At 64.3% G+C, this 17018-nt stretch carries 12 protein-coding genes; 11 read left to right on the forward strand and 1 reads right to left on the reverse strand.

The window, feature by feature from the left end:
* The first annotated feature begins 45 nt into the window (after nucleotides 1-45).
* The 11 genes from tssJ (at nucleotide 46) to ECTOBSL9_RS05280 (ending at nucleotide 16168) form a co-directional block, all read left to right on the forward strand.
* A complete protein-coding gene (gene tssJ / locus ECTOBSL9_RS05230) occupies nucleotides 46-624 on the forward strand; it encodes a type VI secretion system lipoprotein TssJ (protein ID WP_082829754.1) in 579 nt (192 codons plus the stop codon).
* A gap of 31 nt (nucleotides 625-655) precedes the next feature.
* Nucleotides 656-1990, forward strand: a complete 1335-nt coding sequence (gene tssK / locus ECTOBSL9_RS05235; protein ID WP_063464179.1) for a type VI secretion system baseplate subunit TssK — start codon at nucleotides 656-658, stop codon at nucleotides 1988-1990.
* The gene (gene icmH, locus ECTOBSL9_RS05240; RefSeq protein WP_063464180.1) at nucleotides 1987-2682 is read left to right on the forward strand and encodes a type IVB secretion system protein IcmH/DotU; all 696 of its coding nucleotides are present in this window, start codon (nucleotides 1987-1989) and stop codon (nucleotides 2680-2682) included. Before tssK ends, icmH begins: the two co-directional genes overlap by 4 nt.
* Nucleotides 2679-6137: an ImcF-related family protein gene (locus ECTOBSL9_RS05245; protein WP_082829755.1), complete on the forward strand. Its 3459-nt coding sequence runs from the start codon at nucleotides 2679-2681 to the stop codon at nucleotides 6135-6137. The genes icmH and ECTOBSL9_RS05245 overlap by 4 nt, the downstream gene beginning before the upstream one ends.
* A complete protein-coding gene (locus ECTOBSL9_RS05250; protein WP_082829756.1) occupies nucleotides 6134-7777 on the forward strand; it encodes a type VI secretion system domain-containing protein in 1644 nt (547 codons plus the stop codon). Before ECTOBSL9_RS05245 ends, ECTOBSL9_RS05250 begins: the two co-directional genes overlap by 4 nt.
* 23 nt (nucleotides 7778-7800) lie before the next feature.
* Nucleotides 7801-8325 carry a type VI secretion system contractile sheath small subunit gene (tssB, locus tag ECTOBSL9_RS05255; RefSeq protein ID WP_063464183.1) on the forward strand — a complete coding sequence of 175 codons (525 nt, stop codon included), beginning with the start codon at nucleotides 7801-7803 and terminating at the stop codon, nucleotides 8323-8325.
* Between the two features lie 54 nt (nucleotides 8326-8379).
* Nucleotides 8380-9897 (forward strand): type VI secretion system contractile sheath large subunit, encoded by a 1518-nt coding sequence (tssC, locus tag ECTOBSL9_RS05260; RefSeq protein ID WP_063464184.1) that lies wholly within the window; start codon nucleotides 8380-8382, stop codon nucleotides 9895-9897.
* An 81-nt stretch (nucleotides 9898-9978) separates the two neighbouring features.
* Complete coding sequence (locus ECTOBSL9_RS05265; RefSeq protein ID WP_063464185.1) at nucleotides 9979-10464, forward strand: Hcp family type VI secretion system effector; 486 nt, start codon at nucleotides 9979-9981, stop codon at nucleotides 10462-10464.
* Between the two features lie 80 nt (nucleotides 10465-10544).
* On the forward strand, nucleotides 10545-12332 hold the full coding sequence (gene tssF / locus ECTOBSL9_RS05270) for a type VI secretion system baseplate subunit TssF (RefSeq protein ID WP_063464186.1): 1788 nt from the start codon (nucleotides 10545-10547) through the stop codon (nucleotides 12330-12332).
* Between the two features lie 38 nt (nucleotides 12333-12370).
* Nucleotides 12371-15340 carry a type VI secretion system tip protein TssI/VgrG gene (tssI, locus tag ECTOBSL9_RS05275; protein WP_168161536.1) on the forward strand — a complete coding sequence of 990 codons (2970 nt, stop codon included), beginning with the start codon at nucleotides 12371-12373 and terminating at the stop codon, nucleotides 15338-15340.
* Between the two features lie 360 nt (nucleotides 15341-15700).
* Nucleotides 15701-16168 (forward strand): phasin family protein, encoded by a 468-nt coding sequence (locus ECTOBSL9_RS05280; protein ID WP_063464188.1) that lies wholly within the window; start codon nucleotides 15701-15703, stop codon nucleotides 16166-16168.
* Nucleotides 16169-16260: 92 nt separating this feature from the next.
* Here the strand turns inward: ECTOBSL9_RS05280 and ECTOBSL9_RS05285 are convergent, their stop codons facing one another.
* Complete coding sequence (locus ECTOBSL9_RS05285; RefSeq protein ID WP_240481060.1) at nucleotides 16261-17004, reverse strand: sulfite exporter TauE/SafE family protein; 744 nt, start codon at nucleotides 17002-17004, stop codon at nucleotides 16261-16263.
* Nucleotides 17005-17018: the final 14 nt, after the last annotated feature.

Genomic DNA, 17018 nt, shown 5'->3' on the forward strand with positions numbered 1-17018 from the left:
ATTGCTTGAACACAAGGGCTTGAAGCCCAGCCAAGGAGTGGCCACATGAACCAGCCCGTCAGGGGGTGCCAGGGCACCCAACCCCGTCAATACCCATCTGTGCCATCGTCCCGCCCACGCACCGGGCTCCACGGGAAGATGCCTGCCCGGCAAAGCGCCGCGCCCTCCCGCTATCGCCCACCCCTGTGGCCCTGGCTATGCCTGCTCATGCTGCTCAGCGGCTGCAGCAGTCCGCAATTACGGGTTGATCTGCACTCCACCGCCAATCTCAATCTCAGTGACGAAGGACAGCCCCTGCCTGTGGTGGTGCGGGTCTATCAGCTCAGCGACCTGAAGGCCTTCGAGGATGCCGATTTCCGGGACCTGTGGCTGCATGACCTGCAGACCCTGGGCAACACCGCGCTCAGCCGCAAGGAGTTGATCCTGAACCCGGCCCAACAGGCAGATCTGCAATTGCAGCGTCACCCAAAGGCGGTTTACCTGGGGGCCGTAGCCATCTTCCGTGAACCCTCTGACCCCGCCTGGCGGGACGTCACCCCCTTGCCCAAGGGTTATGTCGGTAAACGCATGGACCAGCGTCTCACCGTCAGCTTGCGCGGCAACCAGCTGAACATTCAGGAATAATCCCCAATACCGACCAGGGAAGGGCAGGCACATGACAGCCATCCGCAAGGTGATCTGGAGCGAGGGCATTCTCCTCGGCCAGCAGCATTTTCAAGCCTGGGACCGTTACCACGAACAGGCATTGATCGAGCGGTTCCGCATCACTCACCCGCGCAGCTGGGGCCTGCATCGACTGCGTCTGGACCCGGACGCCCCCGCCATGGGCATCTGCCGCATCCTGGAGCTGGAGGCCATCCTTCCGGATGGGCGCCTGGTCACGGTAGACCCTTTCGATGATGTCCCTCTGGCCTGTGAACTCCCCGATGCCGCACGCGAGCCGGTCGTCGTTTATCTCCTGCTGACCCGCGAGCGCCAGGCCCTGGGGATGACCGGATATGAAGCCGCCGGCCATCGCCGCGGTGCCTGGCAGGTGGACTATGTGGAACTGGCCGATGAGCACGACACCCAGCGTCGGCAGGAAGTGGCCCTGGGCCGACTGAACCTGATCCTGGGCACCGAGACACCTGCGGATCCCGACCTGATACGCCTTCCTGTCACCCGGCTCACCCCACGCATGGGCGGTGGATTTCAGATCGACGACGACTTTGTTCCCCCCCTGCTCAGCCTTGAGGCATCACCCGCCCTGCAGCGTTTCACCGGGCAGCTGGCAGAGCGGATTCGACTCCATTCCCGTGAACTGGCCAGGGAATGCAAAGTGTGCAAGCCCTCCGACCGTCACCTCATCCATGCCCTGAATGCCCGTCTGCAGCGCTTATTGATCCGTCTGGAACACCTGCGGGCCATGGAATCGAGCCATCCCGAAGGGCTTCACCTGGCGCTGGCGGAGGCCTGCGCGGAAATCCAGTCCCTGGTGCCGCAGGATGACGAAGATTGGGCCCTGCCCCTCTATCGACATGGGGATCCAGCCCCGGGCTTACGGACACTTCAGGCACACTTTGGGGCGTTGCTGGATCGCTTTCGTGCCTTGCACACGCGCCCTCCCGTCCTGCAGCAGCTTGCCGATGGTCGATTCCAGGCGCGGGATCTGACGCGCAGTCTTTCCTCGTCGCAACTCTTGTACATCACTGCCAGGACCGAAAGGGAGGATACGGACTGGATCAGGGATTTCCCCCGTCAGGCCAAGGTGGCCAGCGCGGATCAACTGGATCTGCTGATCCGCACGGCCCTGCCGGGCGTATCCCTTTGTCATCTACCGCGTCCCCCAGCGGATCTGCCCGTGCCCAGGGGGCGGGAGTGTTTTCGACTGGAACCGCAGGGAGAGTCCTGGCAAGCGTTGCTGGAGAGCGACAGCCTGGGCATCTTCCTGCCCGCAGGCCTGCGGCATCTGCAACTGGACCTCATGGTGGGGGAGCGGGAGGCTCCATGAAGAACCCCTATCTTCACTGCGCCGGTCCGCTACTGGTCACCCTCGCGGCCCTGAACGAGCCCGACCAGAACCGGTCTGATGCCTCCACGTGGCGCCAAAGGGTCCTGGAGGATATGGAGCAATTCAGCCGGCGGGCCCAGGCGAGAGGCCTTCCGGGGCCGGGCGTGCAGGATGCCCGCTATGCCCTGACCGTGCTGGTGGATGAACGCGCCATGGCGCTCACCGATGCCCTGGCCCAGTCCTGGGCCGAAGAACCCCTGCAGGTGACCCTGTTCGGCGAGTATCGCGGTGGTGAGGCATTTTTCGAGCGTCTGGCCGAGCTACGCCAGCACCCCCGCGACCATGCGGACCTGCTGGAGTTGTATCTGTGCTGTCTGCATCTTGGGCTGGAGGGGGTCTATCGTCTTCGCGGACCGGAGAGGCTGGAGTCCCTGAAGAGTGATCTGCGCGAACAGGTGCGACAACTGCAGGAATCGGACGGTGACTCAACCACTGCCACATCCCTGGCTGGCAAGAATACCCGGCACCAGCCACGACCTGTGCCTCTTTCCATCCGTGGTATCAGCCTCACCCTGCTGGGCCTTATCCCGGTACTCGTGTTCTTCCAGGGCTGGCAATTGCACACCCTGGACCGGGACCTGAGCATCACGCTGGACAGCCATGCTGAAGCCATCTCACGGGTGCTGCCATGACCCACCTTTTTGCGCGCCTTCGAAGCCCCCTCATGCGCCTGGCCGGGCCGGCGGCAGGGCTGGTGGTGGCCCTTGGGCTGGTGGTCCTGTTCTGGTCGGACATTCGAGCGGGTCTGGACCGGGTGCCCCTCTGGCTGCCATGGGCGGTCCTGCTCATCCTGTGCGTCGGTTTGCTGGTGTGGTGGCGTACCCGCATCCACCGTGACCGCACGCCCATCAGCGATACCCCAAACGGTTCCCGGGATGCCGTGGATGAAGAATGCCGGGATCTGGATGAGGCGTTCAAGGCCATCCATAAGGATCTGGAAGCCACCTCGCCAACCCGAATCGGCCTTCGCCGCCGACACGCCGCAGCCCCCTGGTATCTGCTCATGGGGCCGAGCAACAGCGGCAAGACCTACCTCTCGAATAACATCGCCCAGGTGGCCGGTCACGACTCACAGGAGACGACTGCCCACACAGCGATCGACGTCCGACTCCTGAAAGGCGCCGTGTGGGTGGAGCTTCGGGGAACACTCATGGAGCAAGCGGATCGTCAGGACCTGTGGCGACATCTGCTGGATCGTTTGCGACAGCACCGATCCCGCCAGCCCCTCAAGGGCCTGATCATGACCCTGAACCTGCCAGCGCTGCTGGAGATGGAACCGCCACAGCGGGATGCACGGGTGGGCATGTTGCGACGCCACCTCCAGGAACTCTGTGAAACCCTGGGTCAGCTCCCGCCGATGCATCTGGTGCTCACCCACATGGATCAGATACCGGGGTTCACCTGGCTGGCGCCGATCCTGGCGGACGAAGACTCCGGGACCTGGGGTTTTGCGCTGGATCCTCAACGGGACACCCTGCCACAGCTGGATGAGGCCTTGGCCAGTCTTCTGGAGGAACTGGACCACAAGCGACTCAGGGCACTGGACCTTGGCCGCGATCCGGCCAGGGGGGCTGAGATCATCGCCTTTCCCCATCGCATGGAGCGGGCCGCCGGATGTCTGCGGGATGTACTCACACGCTTGTGCCGCCCCGAACCCGGGCGCGAGATCCCACCCATGGTTGGGGTGTACCTGACCGGCACCACGGGGGCCGAAAATCCGACAGTCGAGGATATGGCGGACCTGACCCTGGAGCACATCCAGGGTGACCCCGCAACGGCCCAACCGACCCAACGCCAGGCGTTTCGCACCAGGGCGCTGCAAGGGACCCTGCTCATCCTCACGGCGGCCTTGCTGATATCGTCCTTGACCCTGATGTATCCCGCCAAGCGCACCCAGGCGGACCTGATGCACACCGGTGTGAGCCTGCTGCAGGACCTGTCCGACAACCTCCAGGACCGGGAACCTGAGATCCTTGCCAGCCTGGCGGCCATCCATGCCCATGGCCAGCGACTGGAATCGCCCCATGGGCATGCGCCGTTGCCTCTGCATCCTCTTCCCTGGTGGCCTCGAAACCAGGCAGTGGCCCTGGATGACAGCCTGGCCCAGGTGATGAACGCGATGATCCTGCCTGATGTCCTCAACGCGCTGGAGGCGCGTATCCGGGAGCGCGCCCACCAATGGGCATCCCTGGACCCGACGCAGCGGGAACTTGAACGCCCCGTCCACTATGAGGATCTGAGGCTTTATCTGATGATCCATTGGCCCGACCACCGGGACGAGCACATCCTCCTGGAGGGACTGAACACGCTGACCCGGTCCAACCTGACCTCCCATGGCCCGGTCCATCAACCGGATGCCCCCACCCTGGGCGCACTCTGGCGGCGCTGGTTCGCCCATGGCCTGACACCCGACTCCCCCATGCAATCCGGGCTGGTAGCCAAGGTGCGCGGCCAACTTCAGACAGAGGCCTCACCCCAGGCCGCCTATGCACGGCTGCAGTCCCGGGCGGCACGGGAAATGGGCCACGTGGCGCTTGAGGAGATACTGGGGCGCGATGGGGCACGACTGATCCGTGCGGAGCACGCCCTGCCGCAGCTCTACACTGCCAGGGCCTGGCAGCAATTCACGCTTCCCACCATTGATGAGCTGGTGGCGCAGGCCCTGCAGGGGGATTGGGTCACCCAGGAGGACACCGACACCCACGCGCGACAACCCATGGACCCGGAGCAGGTGGAGGCCCTGACCCATGACCTGCGCCAACGCTATCTGGATGACTACCAGAAGGCCTGGGGTGACTTCCTGTCTGGTCTGAGCGTGATGCCCTTTCGTGATCTGTCCGCCGCCGCCGATGGCCTGGGGCGGCTCAGTGCCGAAACAGGCCCGCTGACACGCCTGGCCACCTGGACCCATGACAACCTCAATCTGCATGAATCACCCGGGCATCTTCACGAGGCCCTGGGGGCATTATCCAGAGGAGTTGACACGTCCAGCTTCCAGCATCCCATTCTGGCAGGAGGGCAGGACAACCCGGGGCCACTGCTGGCGTTGTTATCTCCGGAAGAGGACACCCTGGTGAGCACCGCCCTCAGCGACCACCTGGAGACCCTGCGGGCCATTGCTTCACATCTGGAATCCCTGATGGCCAGTGCCGATCCGGGCCGAGAGGCCCGGGTAGCCGCCGCCGGGCTCCTGCAGGGGCAGGGTGGTCACACCCCACTGCAGGCGGCCTGGATGTCCACGTCCTCATTATTGGCCGATCTCCCGGCCGCCGAACGCCCGATGCTCGAGCCCTTGCTGCGATCCGCGGTGCGCGAGCCCTGGCGAACCCTGGTGAACACAGCGGTCGGGGATCTGGAACGCCAGTGGCAGGTACAGGTCATGGGCCCATGGCGGGACGGTCTGGCGGGCCGTTTCCCCTTCGATCCCCAGGGGCGGGATGCGGCCCTGGTGGACGTGGTGGATTTCTTTCACCCCGAGCAGGGCCTGCTCTGGGGTTTTGTTCATGAACAGTTGAGCCCCTTCCTGCAGGACACCCGGGGCGCGTGGCGACCCCGGACCTGGATCGGCGTGGGACCCACGTTTTCGCGGGGCTTCGTCCGGAACATGGCGCAGGCCGACGAGATCACCCGCAGCCTGTTTGCCCACGGTCAGGGAACAGCCCAATTGAGCTTCCACCTCTATCCCATGCCCAGCCCCGGTCTGAGCGAGGTGGTCTTCGAGAGCAATGGTCAGGTCTACCGTTACCGCAACGAGCCCCAGGAATGGCGGCGCTTCGCGTGGCCCGGGGATGCCGGCACCCCCGGTGCCCGCGTGCGCGCCGTGGATCATCATGGCCTCGCCACTGGCGAATACCGCGAGGAGGGCATCTGGGGTCTGTTCCGTTTGCTGCACGAGGCCCATGTGGAGGCCGATGACGGGGAGGGTCATGTTTACACCACGCGCTGGCAACTGCCCCATCAAGGCCAGGGTGACCCACCGGAGATCCGTTTCCGGATTCGCCCTGATCGGCAGCAGAACTTCCTGCGCCAGCAACTCTTCACCGGCTTTGAGCTGACCCGCTCGCCCTTCCTTGGGAGTCGTGGATGAACGCACCATCTACCAGACCATCGGCAGCGATGGATGACCCCGCATCCCTGATCCCGCTGGCAACCGCGCCACTGCCCGAGGGGTCGGGCGTTGAGGATCCTCGCCATCATCCCACCCTGCTGGCCATCAAACAGGCCATGGGGCGCCTTCAGGGGACGGATTTTGACCAGGTCATCCAGGATGCCAGCGGTTTCCTGGCCACCCAGGCCAAGGATCTGCGGGTGGCGGGGTTTCTGTGGCTGGCGCTGGTCACCCGTGATCAGATCGATGGACTCATCACCGGCACGGCATTGTTGCGACAGTTGCTGGAATACCAGGATGCCCCCATCCACCCCGGCAAGCCTGCCCAGCGACGCGCTGCCCTGGACTGGCTCAACAGCGAACGGGCAAGGCTCCTGTTGAATCGCCTGGATGCCGCCCCGGAACCGGAGGCGCTGGAGCTTATCCAGGGTGACCTTGAGCACATCGAGACATGCCTGGCCCAGGGGCCCTGGGATGATCCGGAAGCGCCCCCACGCTGGCATGTGCTGCGTCAATGGCTTCAGGCCCGCCGAAAGGACACGGTGACAGGCCAAGGCGCAACCAGCGACGCATCCGTTGCGCCGCAGGAGTTGGGCCAGAAACCTCAGCCCGGGCCATCACCACCCGCCATCGCAGCACCGGATGCTGCGGCTCCAAGTCACTCAGGGCATCCAGGTCCTGCGGGGATGGTGGATACCGCCACGGAGACCTTGCTGTCCACCGCCCGCGACCTGCACGACGCCCTGCACAGGCAAGGCCGCCCCATCGAGGCCCTGGCCTTCGCCCGTGCGGCCCGTTGGGCGCCCCTGACCCTGCCACCCCACAACCAGGGCATCACCCGCATCCCGCCACCCCGCCCGGCGGGCTGGGCCTGCCTGGATGACGCTCAGGCCCGTGGCGACTGGGCGGGCGTGCTCACAAGCGGTGGCGCCCTGTTCTTCGAACCGGGTTTCCACCTGGCCCTGGATCTGCAGCAGCGTCTGGCCATCGCTGCCGAACATCACCACGCCCATGATCTGGCCCTGGATATTCAATCCCAGGTCCGTGCCCTGATCCAGCGACTGCCCGGGCTGGAAACCCTGTGCTTCGAGGATGGCCGACCCTTTGCCGATACCACCACCCTCGCATGGCTGCGGGACGGCCCTGCCACGGAATCCCGCCAGGCCCTCTTGCCGACCAGCCCATTCCCGTTGGCCGATCAGGACGCCTCGGCACCGCATCCCGACACCCTCAAGGACCTGTCCCTGACCGATGCCTGGCAGGCCCTGGCGCACTGGCCCATGACCACCGAACGACAGCGCCTGATGGCGATGATCGCCCGGGCTGATCTTTGTCTTCGGGCCCGGCGACCGGATGTGGCGCTCCCGGTCCTGAAGGCCGCCCGGGCTCAACTGGAGGCGGTCAGGATCGTGGACTGGGACCCGGCCATGGGCAGGACCCTGCTCACCCGTCTGCACCAGGTGGCGGTCACGCTGGATGCCCGGGGGCGGTCCCAGAAGGCGTTGATACAGGAATGTGAACAGGAACTGGCGCGCCTGGACCCCCAGGCCGCCATGGATGTCTTCCCCCTGCCCGAGGAGCGGTCGCGGACCGCGCCGGGCCTCCATGACAAACCATAGCCACAAGGATGAGGACGCTTGCCATGACCCGCAGCTTTCAGAATGAAGTGCCCCGTGCACGTGTGAACATCGCCCTGGAGGTCAACCAGGGTGGCGCCCGCCGGAAGGTGGATCTGCCCTTCAAGATGCTGGTGATGGGTGATTTCAGCCACGGGCGTGCCCAGGGCCGCGTGGCGGAGCGTCCGCGCATGGGCGTTCACAGCGGCAATCTGCAGGCGGTGCTCAAGGACATGGCCCCGTCACTGCGCTTGACCGTGCCGGACAGGATTTCATCGCAAAATCAGGAGATCCCGGTGGATCTCACCTTCGAGCACATGAAGGATTTTTCCCCCGAGGCGGTGGCCGCCCGGGTGCCCTCGCTGGCCCGGCTGATGGCCATGCGCAATCTGCTCAAGGAGCTCAAATCCAGCCTGCTGGACAACACCGCCTTGCGCCGGGAACTGGACCGGATCGTGCGGGACGACGAAGAACTCAAGGCCCTGCAGGGTCAGCTCAAGCGCCTGCTACCCCCGGCCGAGGCTTCATCACAAGACACCGCCAACCACTGATCAGCCCATCAAGCTCGTAAACCCATCATCCGGGAAGACTGCAAGGAGAAGCAGATGACCGCCACACAGACCGTGGACACCCCAAGTCAGGTCGCACCCTACGCCCGCCTGTGCAACCTGGCCGCCGTCACCCCCCTGGAACAGGGACTGGATCTGGATCGTTTCAGCGATGCAGGGGAACTGGCCCAGGCTCCCCAGGGGGATCGCCTCACCGCCGCCCTGGGGGTGCTGCTGGACTTTCTGGAACCCCCTGCCACGGGCGAGAGCGCGGCGCGCATCGACAAGACCCTGGTGGATGATTTCATTGCCCGCATTGATGGTCTGATCGGCGAACAACTGGACGAAATCCTGCACCATCCAGAGTTTCAGCGGCTGGAAGCCGCCTGGCGCAGCCTGCAGTTTCTCACCGAACGGGCCGATCCCCGCGCCCATGTGAAGCTGGAACTGCTGGATGTGAGCAAGGCCGACCTTCAGGAGGATTTCGAGGATGCTGCCGACACCACCCAGAGCGGGCTGTACCGTCAGATCTATGTGCAGGAATATGACACCCCCGGCGGCGAGCCGGTCAGTGCGCTGATCTCTGACTACTGTTTCGATAATACCGCCCAGGACATCAGCCTGCTGGGGGAGATTGCCCGGGTGAGTGCCGCCTGCCACTGCCCCTTCATCGGTTCGGTGGGGCCCCGATTCTTCGGCAAGCACAAGACCAGCGAACTGACCCGCATCCAGGACCTGGGGGCCCATATGGACCAGGCCGCCTTCATCCGCTGGAATGCCTTCCGCGACAGTGAGGACGCCCGTTACGTGGGCCTGACCCTGCCCCGGTTCCTGCTGCGCCTGCCCTACGGCCAGGATCACCCGGTGCGCAGCTTCTGCTACCAGGAGAACACCCTGGGACCGGAACCGGACAAGTACCTCTGGGGCAATGCGGCCTTCGCCTTTGCCGCCAACATGGCGGAGAGCTTCCGGGATCATGGCTGGGCAGTGAACATCCGCGGCCCTGAATCCGGCGGCAAGGTGCCCGGGCTGCCGCTGCACCAGTACGACCTGGGCCAGGGCCTGCAGACCCGCATGCCCACGGAGTTTCTCATCTCCGAGACCCGGGAGCTGGAGTACGCCCGCATGGGGTTCATCCCCCTGAGTTACTACAAGAACCGGGATTTCGCCTGTTTCTTCTCGGCCAACTCCACTCAGCGGCCCGGTGAATATCCGTCACCGGAGGCCACCGCCAACAGCCTGGTGAACGCCCGTCTGCCCTATGTGATGCTGGTGTCCCGCATCGCCCATTACCTGAAGATCCTGCAGCGGGAGAACATCGGCGCCAGCAAGTCCCGGCAGGTGCTGGAGGATGAACTCAATCAGTGGTTGCAGACCCTGGTCACCCGCATGAAGGACCCGGACCCGGCCCTGGTGGCCAGTCATCCGCTACGGGACGGGCGAGTCAGCGTGGAGGAGATTCCCGAGAATCCGGGGCTGTATGCCGTGAATCTGTTCGTGATGCCCCATTTCCAGATCGAGGGGGTGGATGTGCGGCTGTCCCTGGTGGCGCAGATGCCCAAGGACGCCGGGTAAGTCATACACGCCCCGAACCCCGCCCCGGTGAAGGGGCAAGCCCTTGAAGTCCCCAACCATCCATTGCAAGGAGAGCATGACATGGCCGTACCCGCCTACCTGAGCATCCGTGACGATCAGGGCGCCCCCGTGGAGGGGCCCGTGCAGATCACTGGCCGTCGCAATTCGGTGGAGGTGCTGCAACTGGATCACCAGATCCGCATCCCCACGGATTCGGACACCGGCAGCCTGACCGGCACCCGCAAGCACGAACCCCTGCGTTTCGTGAAGACCTTCGACAAGGTCTCCCCCTATCTCTACAAGGCCTGCAGCAATGGCCAGACCCTCTCGGAGGTGGTGATCAGCTGGTTCCGCATCGATGACAGCGGCAGCGAACGGGAATACTTCCGCCATCGCCTGGAGGACGTGAAGGTCACCTCAGTGAAACCCACGATGCACAACGTCAAGGATCTGGACAAGGAGCGCTATCCCCACCTGGAGGAGGTCTCCCTGCGCTACGGTCGCATCACCTGGACCTATGTGGACGGCAACATCGAATTCCAGGATTCCTGGGTCGAGGGCCGTTAGGAAACAGGCGCTCCAGAGCCCCTCTTCCGCAATGGAAGAGGGGTGGCGGTGCCACCGGTTCATCAAGGAAGAGAGACCCCATGGACATCCTTCAATACCTTCACACACCGGATGAGTTCACCCATGTCCGGGACGAGGCATGCTTGCGCGAACGCATGCACCTGGATCGCGCTGCCCGGGAGTTCGCGGAAGATTTTCCGGAGCCGGCCCGGCGCCTGGGCCTGGACACACCCGAAAACCCGGGCCCGGGGATGGACACCCTCCTGCAGGGCGTTGCCCGTATTCACGCCGATATCAGCCGGCGTCTGGATGATGACCTCCCGGAGATCTCCGGGGCACTGCTGGAACAACTGTGGCCCGGCGCCATGAGTGCCTATCCCGCCTGCACGATCCTCGCCTTTCAGCCTCGATTGCGAGGCGGCATGACACAGACAGTGCCGGCCGGAGCAGTGGTGGAAAGTGACCCTGTAGGCCATGAGTCCACCCGTTGCCGCTTTCGCACCGTCACCGAATTGACCCTCCACCCGCTGGAACTGATGAGCATCGAAACAGCGGATACGCCCGACGGCACGCGGGTATCGCTAGGCCTTGAAGTTCACGACCCCCGTGGTGCCGCCACAGTGCTGCCTGGGTACCTGGATCTGTATGCCGCCGATCCGCGTGGCGGCGCCGAACTGGTCCATGCCCTGCGTCACCACACCCGGGCCCTCAGCCTGTGGGTGGAAGGGCAGGGGGAGCGCCCCCTGGGGGTCTCCCGGGTTGTCGACGCTGCCCCCCGACCCTGGCAGGACCCCATGACGCCATGGGTGGACGCCTCCCACGCCGGGCTTCACCTGCTGCAGGACTACCTGCATTTTCCCGAGGCCTTCCGCTTCGTCCGGTTGCACACAGGAAGCCGGGAACGTCTCCCCCGAGGCATCGAAAAATTCATCCTGCACCTGCAGCTGGATGTGCATCTGCCCACCTCCATGCCTGTGACCACCCAGAGCCTGCGGCTGCACTGCATCCCGGCCATCAACCTGTTTGAACACAGCGCCGAGCCCATCGTCAGGGAACCGGGTCGTTGCCGTTACCCGGTGTTACCCGATGCCCGGGCGCGGCGATCCATCCATACCCATCGTGTGGAGAAGATCATGGGCATCGATGGCACCAACGCCCAGCGCCGGGTTTACCGCCCGGCCCTGGCCCATGGCATGGACGATGGCCAACCCCTCTACCAGGCCCTGCCACGGCCCGGCCCCCATGGCAGCTGGCAGACCTGGCTGGAGCTGGATCCGGCCCAGGCGCCACTGCGGGAAACCCTGTCATGCCGCTTGTTGGCCCATAACGGGGATCTGCCGCACCGTCACCTGAGCCCCGGCACGACAGTTCATGGGGTGAAGAACATCCCGGATACCCTGAAAGTGACTCACCTCATCCGCCCGACGCCGCACTATCCGCCGTCGGATCGGGCGCGATGGCGATGGGATCTGGTATCCCTGGTCTGTCTGCGTCAGCAGGGATTGATGTCCACCTCGGCACTGCGGCAGGTGATGCAGTTACTGGATCGCAGTGGCAGCGCGTCGCAACGGCGCCGGCTTGAAGGTCTGGGGCAACTCACCGTCACCCCCTGCAACCGCATGGAACGCGGGGCCGTGCTCCATGGCCTGGAGGCACACCTGCAGGTGGATGAGGATCATTTTGCCGGCGAGGCGGATCGGGTGCTGTTCACCGCGGTGCTGGAACGCTTCCTGAATCATTACGCACAACTCAACAGCTTTGTCCGGCTGTCTCTGGAACACCGCCCGGATTCAGGCTCGATTCCAGTGGGCTCTCCATCATCCCACCGCGTTCCCGGTGCCATGGCAGCCAGGGGGGATCTTTCATGAGCCCCGTACGACGGTCTGCAGGTGCCACTACCCAACAGGTGCGCACGTGCCTCCGACAGGGTGGCCTGCTGGAACGGATGCGTGTTCATCTGCATCGGGAAGAACCCGTGATGGTCTCGCCGGATCCTGGGTTGTCCTTTCCCTCGTCGCCAGTGAAGACCGTCCCGAACAGCAGGGGCCGGATCAACCTGTGCGCACCCACTCCAGGCCTGTATGGCGTGGAAGGCCACCTGCCCGCCGCCTGGCGCGAGGCAGCCCAGGGGGATAGCCAGGAGGCCCGGGCCCTGAGGGGGTTTCTGGATATTCCCGGCCGTCGGCAGGCCCACCTGAACTACCGGGTGTGGCAACGCTCACGCCCGACCCTGATCGATGGGCAGGGGAGTCATCCCCTGCAAGCCTGTCTGGCAGCCCTGGGAGGCCAGGGTTTTCAGGACAGGGCAGGCATCGACCCACTCATGGGAGGGATCACCGCCCAGCCCAGTGCCGATGCCCTGGCGGCCCGGATCAGCCGGTGGCTCGGACAGCGGTACCCCGATATTCACCACCCTGTGCGCATCGCACAGTTCCAGCCCCATTGGGTCAGCCTTTTTCCCACCACCGGCCTGGGCAGGTCGCCGGGCAACCGCCTGGGCATGGACACCCATCTGGGCGAGCGGGTGCCGGACCGCAGTGGTCCCATCCATATCGTCATCGGCCCGCTGTCCATCGATCAGGTCCGTGCCCTGTCGCCCGGCCAGCACGTGGGCCAGGCCCTGGCGGCCCACATCCGCAGAGGTCTGGGCCGCCATCATGATTTTGTGCTGAGCCTGGAACACGTGCCCCGGCGATTACCCCAGCTGGGGTGCCAGGGACCGGTGCTGGGCATGGATATCCTGCCCACACAAGGGGATCTGCCTTACCCATCTCGCGCAGCTGGCCGGATAGCGCCTTCACAACCCCAGCCCATGAAATCCATGCCCATGACCCCCATGACCCCCATGACACAGCGGCCTCGTCTTCAGCTTGACCTGCAATGCCAGGGAGGCGAACGCCTCACGGTGCTGGACTTCAGCAGCCAGGATCTTGCCCTGTCACGCTCCTACCGCCTGGATGTCCGCTGCCACAGCCACTCCCCTTTGGTGGCCAGCGAAGTCCTGGGGCAGGCCGCCTGTCTGCGCCTTGACCGGGGGAGCGCCGCACCCTGCATCCATGGCCTGGTCACGGCGCTGGATCAGTCCCCTGGAGCAGCAGGCAAGGGGGTGATCCAGCACATCTGCCTGGAATCCCCCCTGGCGCCCCTGGCCCGGACCCGCCAGAACCGCGTCTTCCCTGGCATGGGGGTACGGGCGGTGGTGGAGGAAGTCCTGCAGGGCCACGGCTGGACACCGGCCCAATGGCGCATGGCCTGTCGGGACGATGACCCGGTGGAGGACCTGATCGTTCAGGTGGAGGAGGACGACCTGGCCTTCATCACCCGCCTGATGGCCTTTCACGGGTTGTTCTATCGCTTTGAGCAATCCAGGCAGGGGGTGACCCTGGTCATTCACGACGATGCCTGTGACCTGCCTGAGGCGCCCGTGAGGCGATTGCCGTTTCATGCCCACAGTGGACAGCATGCCCCCGCGGACATCATCTACCGGCTGGCGGCCCGGGCCCGGTTGATGCCCGGGGCGGTGCAACTCAGAGACCATTTCCCGGACCATCCCCAGGTCGCGCTCCATGCCCGGCAGGAGTGCAAACAGCTCTCGGGGGGCTTGGAGGATCACTGGGGGGCGGGTTTTGCCACTCCGGGCCAGGGCGAGCATCTGGCCCGGGTGCGGGCCGAGTCCCTGGATACCCAAAGCCTCAGCTTCTCGGCCTGGACGGGGCATCGGGCCCTGACGCCGGGGCAGCGGATCACCCTCACCGGTCATCCGCATGCCGATTTCAATAAGACCTATACCATCACGGCCCTGCAACTTCGCGGGGAGCAGGCCTCCAGCCTGCCCGATGGCATGCCCACCACAGGCCCGGCCTTCAGCACACGGCTTGAACTCATCCCCTCCACTCAATCCTATCGCCCGCCGCTGACACCTCACCGCAGCAGCGCCCGTTTCGTTGCCCGCATCGACGGGCCCGAGGGTGAGCCCATCCATCTGGATGCCCATGGACGTTACCGGATCCGGTTTGATTTCGACTCCCGCGAGCATCCGCCCGGCCAGGCCAGCCATCCCGTACGAATGCTCACACCCTATGCCGGCGACGACTTCGGCTTCCACTTCCCGCTGCATGCGGGCACGGAGGTGCTGGTGGCCTTCGAGAACAACGATCCGCACCGCCCCATCATCCTGGGCGCCCTGCCCAATGCCGACCATCCCAGCCCCGTCACAGCACACAACCGCCACCAGAACCTGTTGCGAACCCACGGCGGAAACGAACTGCTCATGAATGATCAGCCTCACGGCCCCGGTATAAGGCTCAGTACCCGGGACCATGGGTTACGTGTGCTCATGGATGCCACGCCGGAGGATCCTCATCTGGCCCTGCATGCGGATGATGGTCGCATGCTCTGGCAGGCGGGGCAGTCTTTGTCCCTTCAGACGGGCGGGGATCAGATTGTGGAGGTCGGCGGGGATCAGCGGGTCAACGTGCAGGGGGCCTCATCCCTGGAGACTCGCGAGGGTTCCTTGCAGCTGATCTCGGGGGAGGATCTGAGGGTTCAGGCAGGGGGGGATCTGCATCTTGAGGCAGGACAAGGGGATCTGGAGCAGCGCAGCCAGGGATCCATGAATCTGAGGGCGGGACGTGGCATGCGCCTGGAGGTTCGCCAGGGGGATCTGGAATGCCATGTGGCGAACGGTCGACTGGGGATGTCGGCGGGCGGGAGGATCACCCTGCAGAGTCAGTCAGGGGAGATCCATATCGGTCACGCCCATGCCGGTATTCGTCTGACTCCCCGGGGCGAGCTGGTCATCCAGGGGCGGGAGGTCCGTATTGAAGCCGAAACCATCAGGGTGCAGGGGGACGGGATCGTCCACAACGGAGGCTGAGACGATGGATTTTTTTGTGGCGCCCTTTATTACAGGTTTTTTAATGAACTACCAATAATAATAATAAGGGGGCTGGTCAAAGCGGGAAAACTCTTTGAAAAACGTTATGAATCATTATTTTGGATCAATTGGAACCTGTGCAGTACCGTTGGGGCAATTCAAGGATAGGGTGTGTGTGAAATGTGGATAACTTGACGACCCTGATCTATCCACCGTGAGTTCATGCTTTATCCACAGGTCTGTCCCCAGTCATCCGGGCAGAGGGAGGGTGTACGAGTGGCGGTTTTCGTCTACCCTCGTGGAGTGAGTTCACCAAGGCGTTCACAACGCCTTCCCCATACCCCTAAGGAGTCAGGACACATGGCAGAACAGAAAAACCCCTTCGATATGTCGGAGATGATGAAGCTGTTTGATCCGAACCGTTACATGGAACAGATGAACCAGATGCTGAAGCAGTATCAGATGCCGCAGATGGACACGAAGGCGCTGATGGAGGCTCAGCGCAAGAACGTGGAGGCCATGGTGGCCGCCAATCGCACCCTGTTCGAGAGCACCGAGGCGCTCATGAAGCGCCAGTCGGAACTGGTGAAGGAGGCCATGGAGGAGGTCAACAAGAACACCGAGAAGCTGTCCAAGTCCGAGGCTGGCGATCTGCCCAGTCACCAGGTGGAACTGATCGGTGCCATGTACGAGCGCATGAGTGCGAACATGCGGGAGATCAGCGAGAGCATGCGCGCTGCCCAGGAGTCTTCCATGCAGACACTGGATGAGCGTTTCCGTGAGAGCCTGAAGGAGCTCAAGGAGATCTCGGAGAAGAGCAAGTCCTAGTCAGGTCTGATCCCGACAGGCGCACCCCGTCAGTGGCAGGGTGCGCCTGTCGGCAAGGCAAGGGTGCCTGGCGGTGCTGTTGTCCGCCCTTGTTACAGTTCCCGGAAAAATTCCACGACCAGCAGGATGCACAGCAGCCAAAGCAGCCCGCGCAGCCAGCCCCGATAGGTGTTCGCGTTCACCCGTTCACGGATCCACATGCCGGCTCGCAGGCCGATCAGGGCGGTGATGGCCAGGGGGAGGGAGAGCCAAAGCAGCTCCAGGCCCAGCAGGCCCAGGGCGGCAAAGGTGAGCGCCTGGGTGCTCTTGCCCAGCAGGAAGCACAGGTTGATGGCCTGCACCAGTACCAGGGGGGCGATCCGCAGTTCCAGGAAATAGATCATCAGCGCCGGGCCGCCCACGTTCACCGTGCCACCCAGGATACCGCCCACAAGGCCTGCCCCGGCACCGCTTGGCCCCGGGTATTGCCGCATCCAGCTCCAGTTCACCCGTTTGAGCTGGTCGGACACCAGATACAGCACCACCGTGGCGGCCAGCAATAATCGGAAGGGGTTGGGGTCCATGGCCACCAGGATGAGGGTGCCAATGCCCGAGCCCACCAGCATCCATACGGCCACCGGCCAGTAACGGGCCACACTCTCCCGCCACCCGCCGCCGCGCAGCAGGCTCCAGAGATTGACGGCAACGTTCGGGGCCAGGGTGAGCAGGATGGCCGTCATCACGTCGGTGAAGAGGGCCAGTACCGGTGTGGCCACCATGGGGAATCCCAGGCCAAAGGCACCGTGCACCAGCCCCGCCACCAGTGTGACGATCAGGGCGATGAGGATCTCTTCCATGCCAAAGCTCATGG

The sequence above is a fragment of the Ectothiorhodospira sp. BSL-9 genome (genome assembly GCF_001632845.1).
GTDB lineage: Bacteria > Pseudomonadota > Gammaproteobacteria > Ectothiorhodospirales > Ectothiorhodospiraceae > Ectothiorhodospira.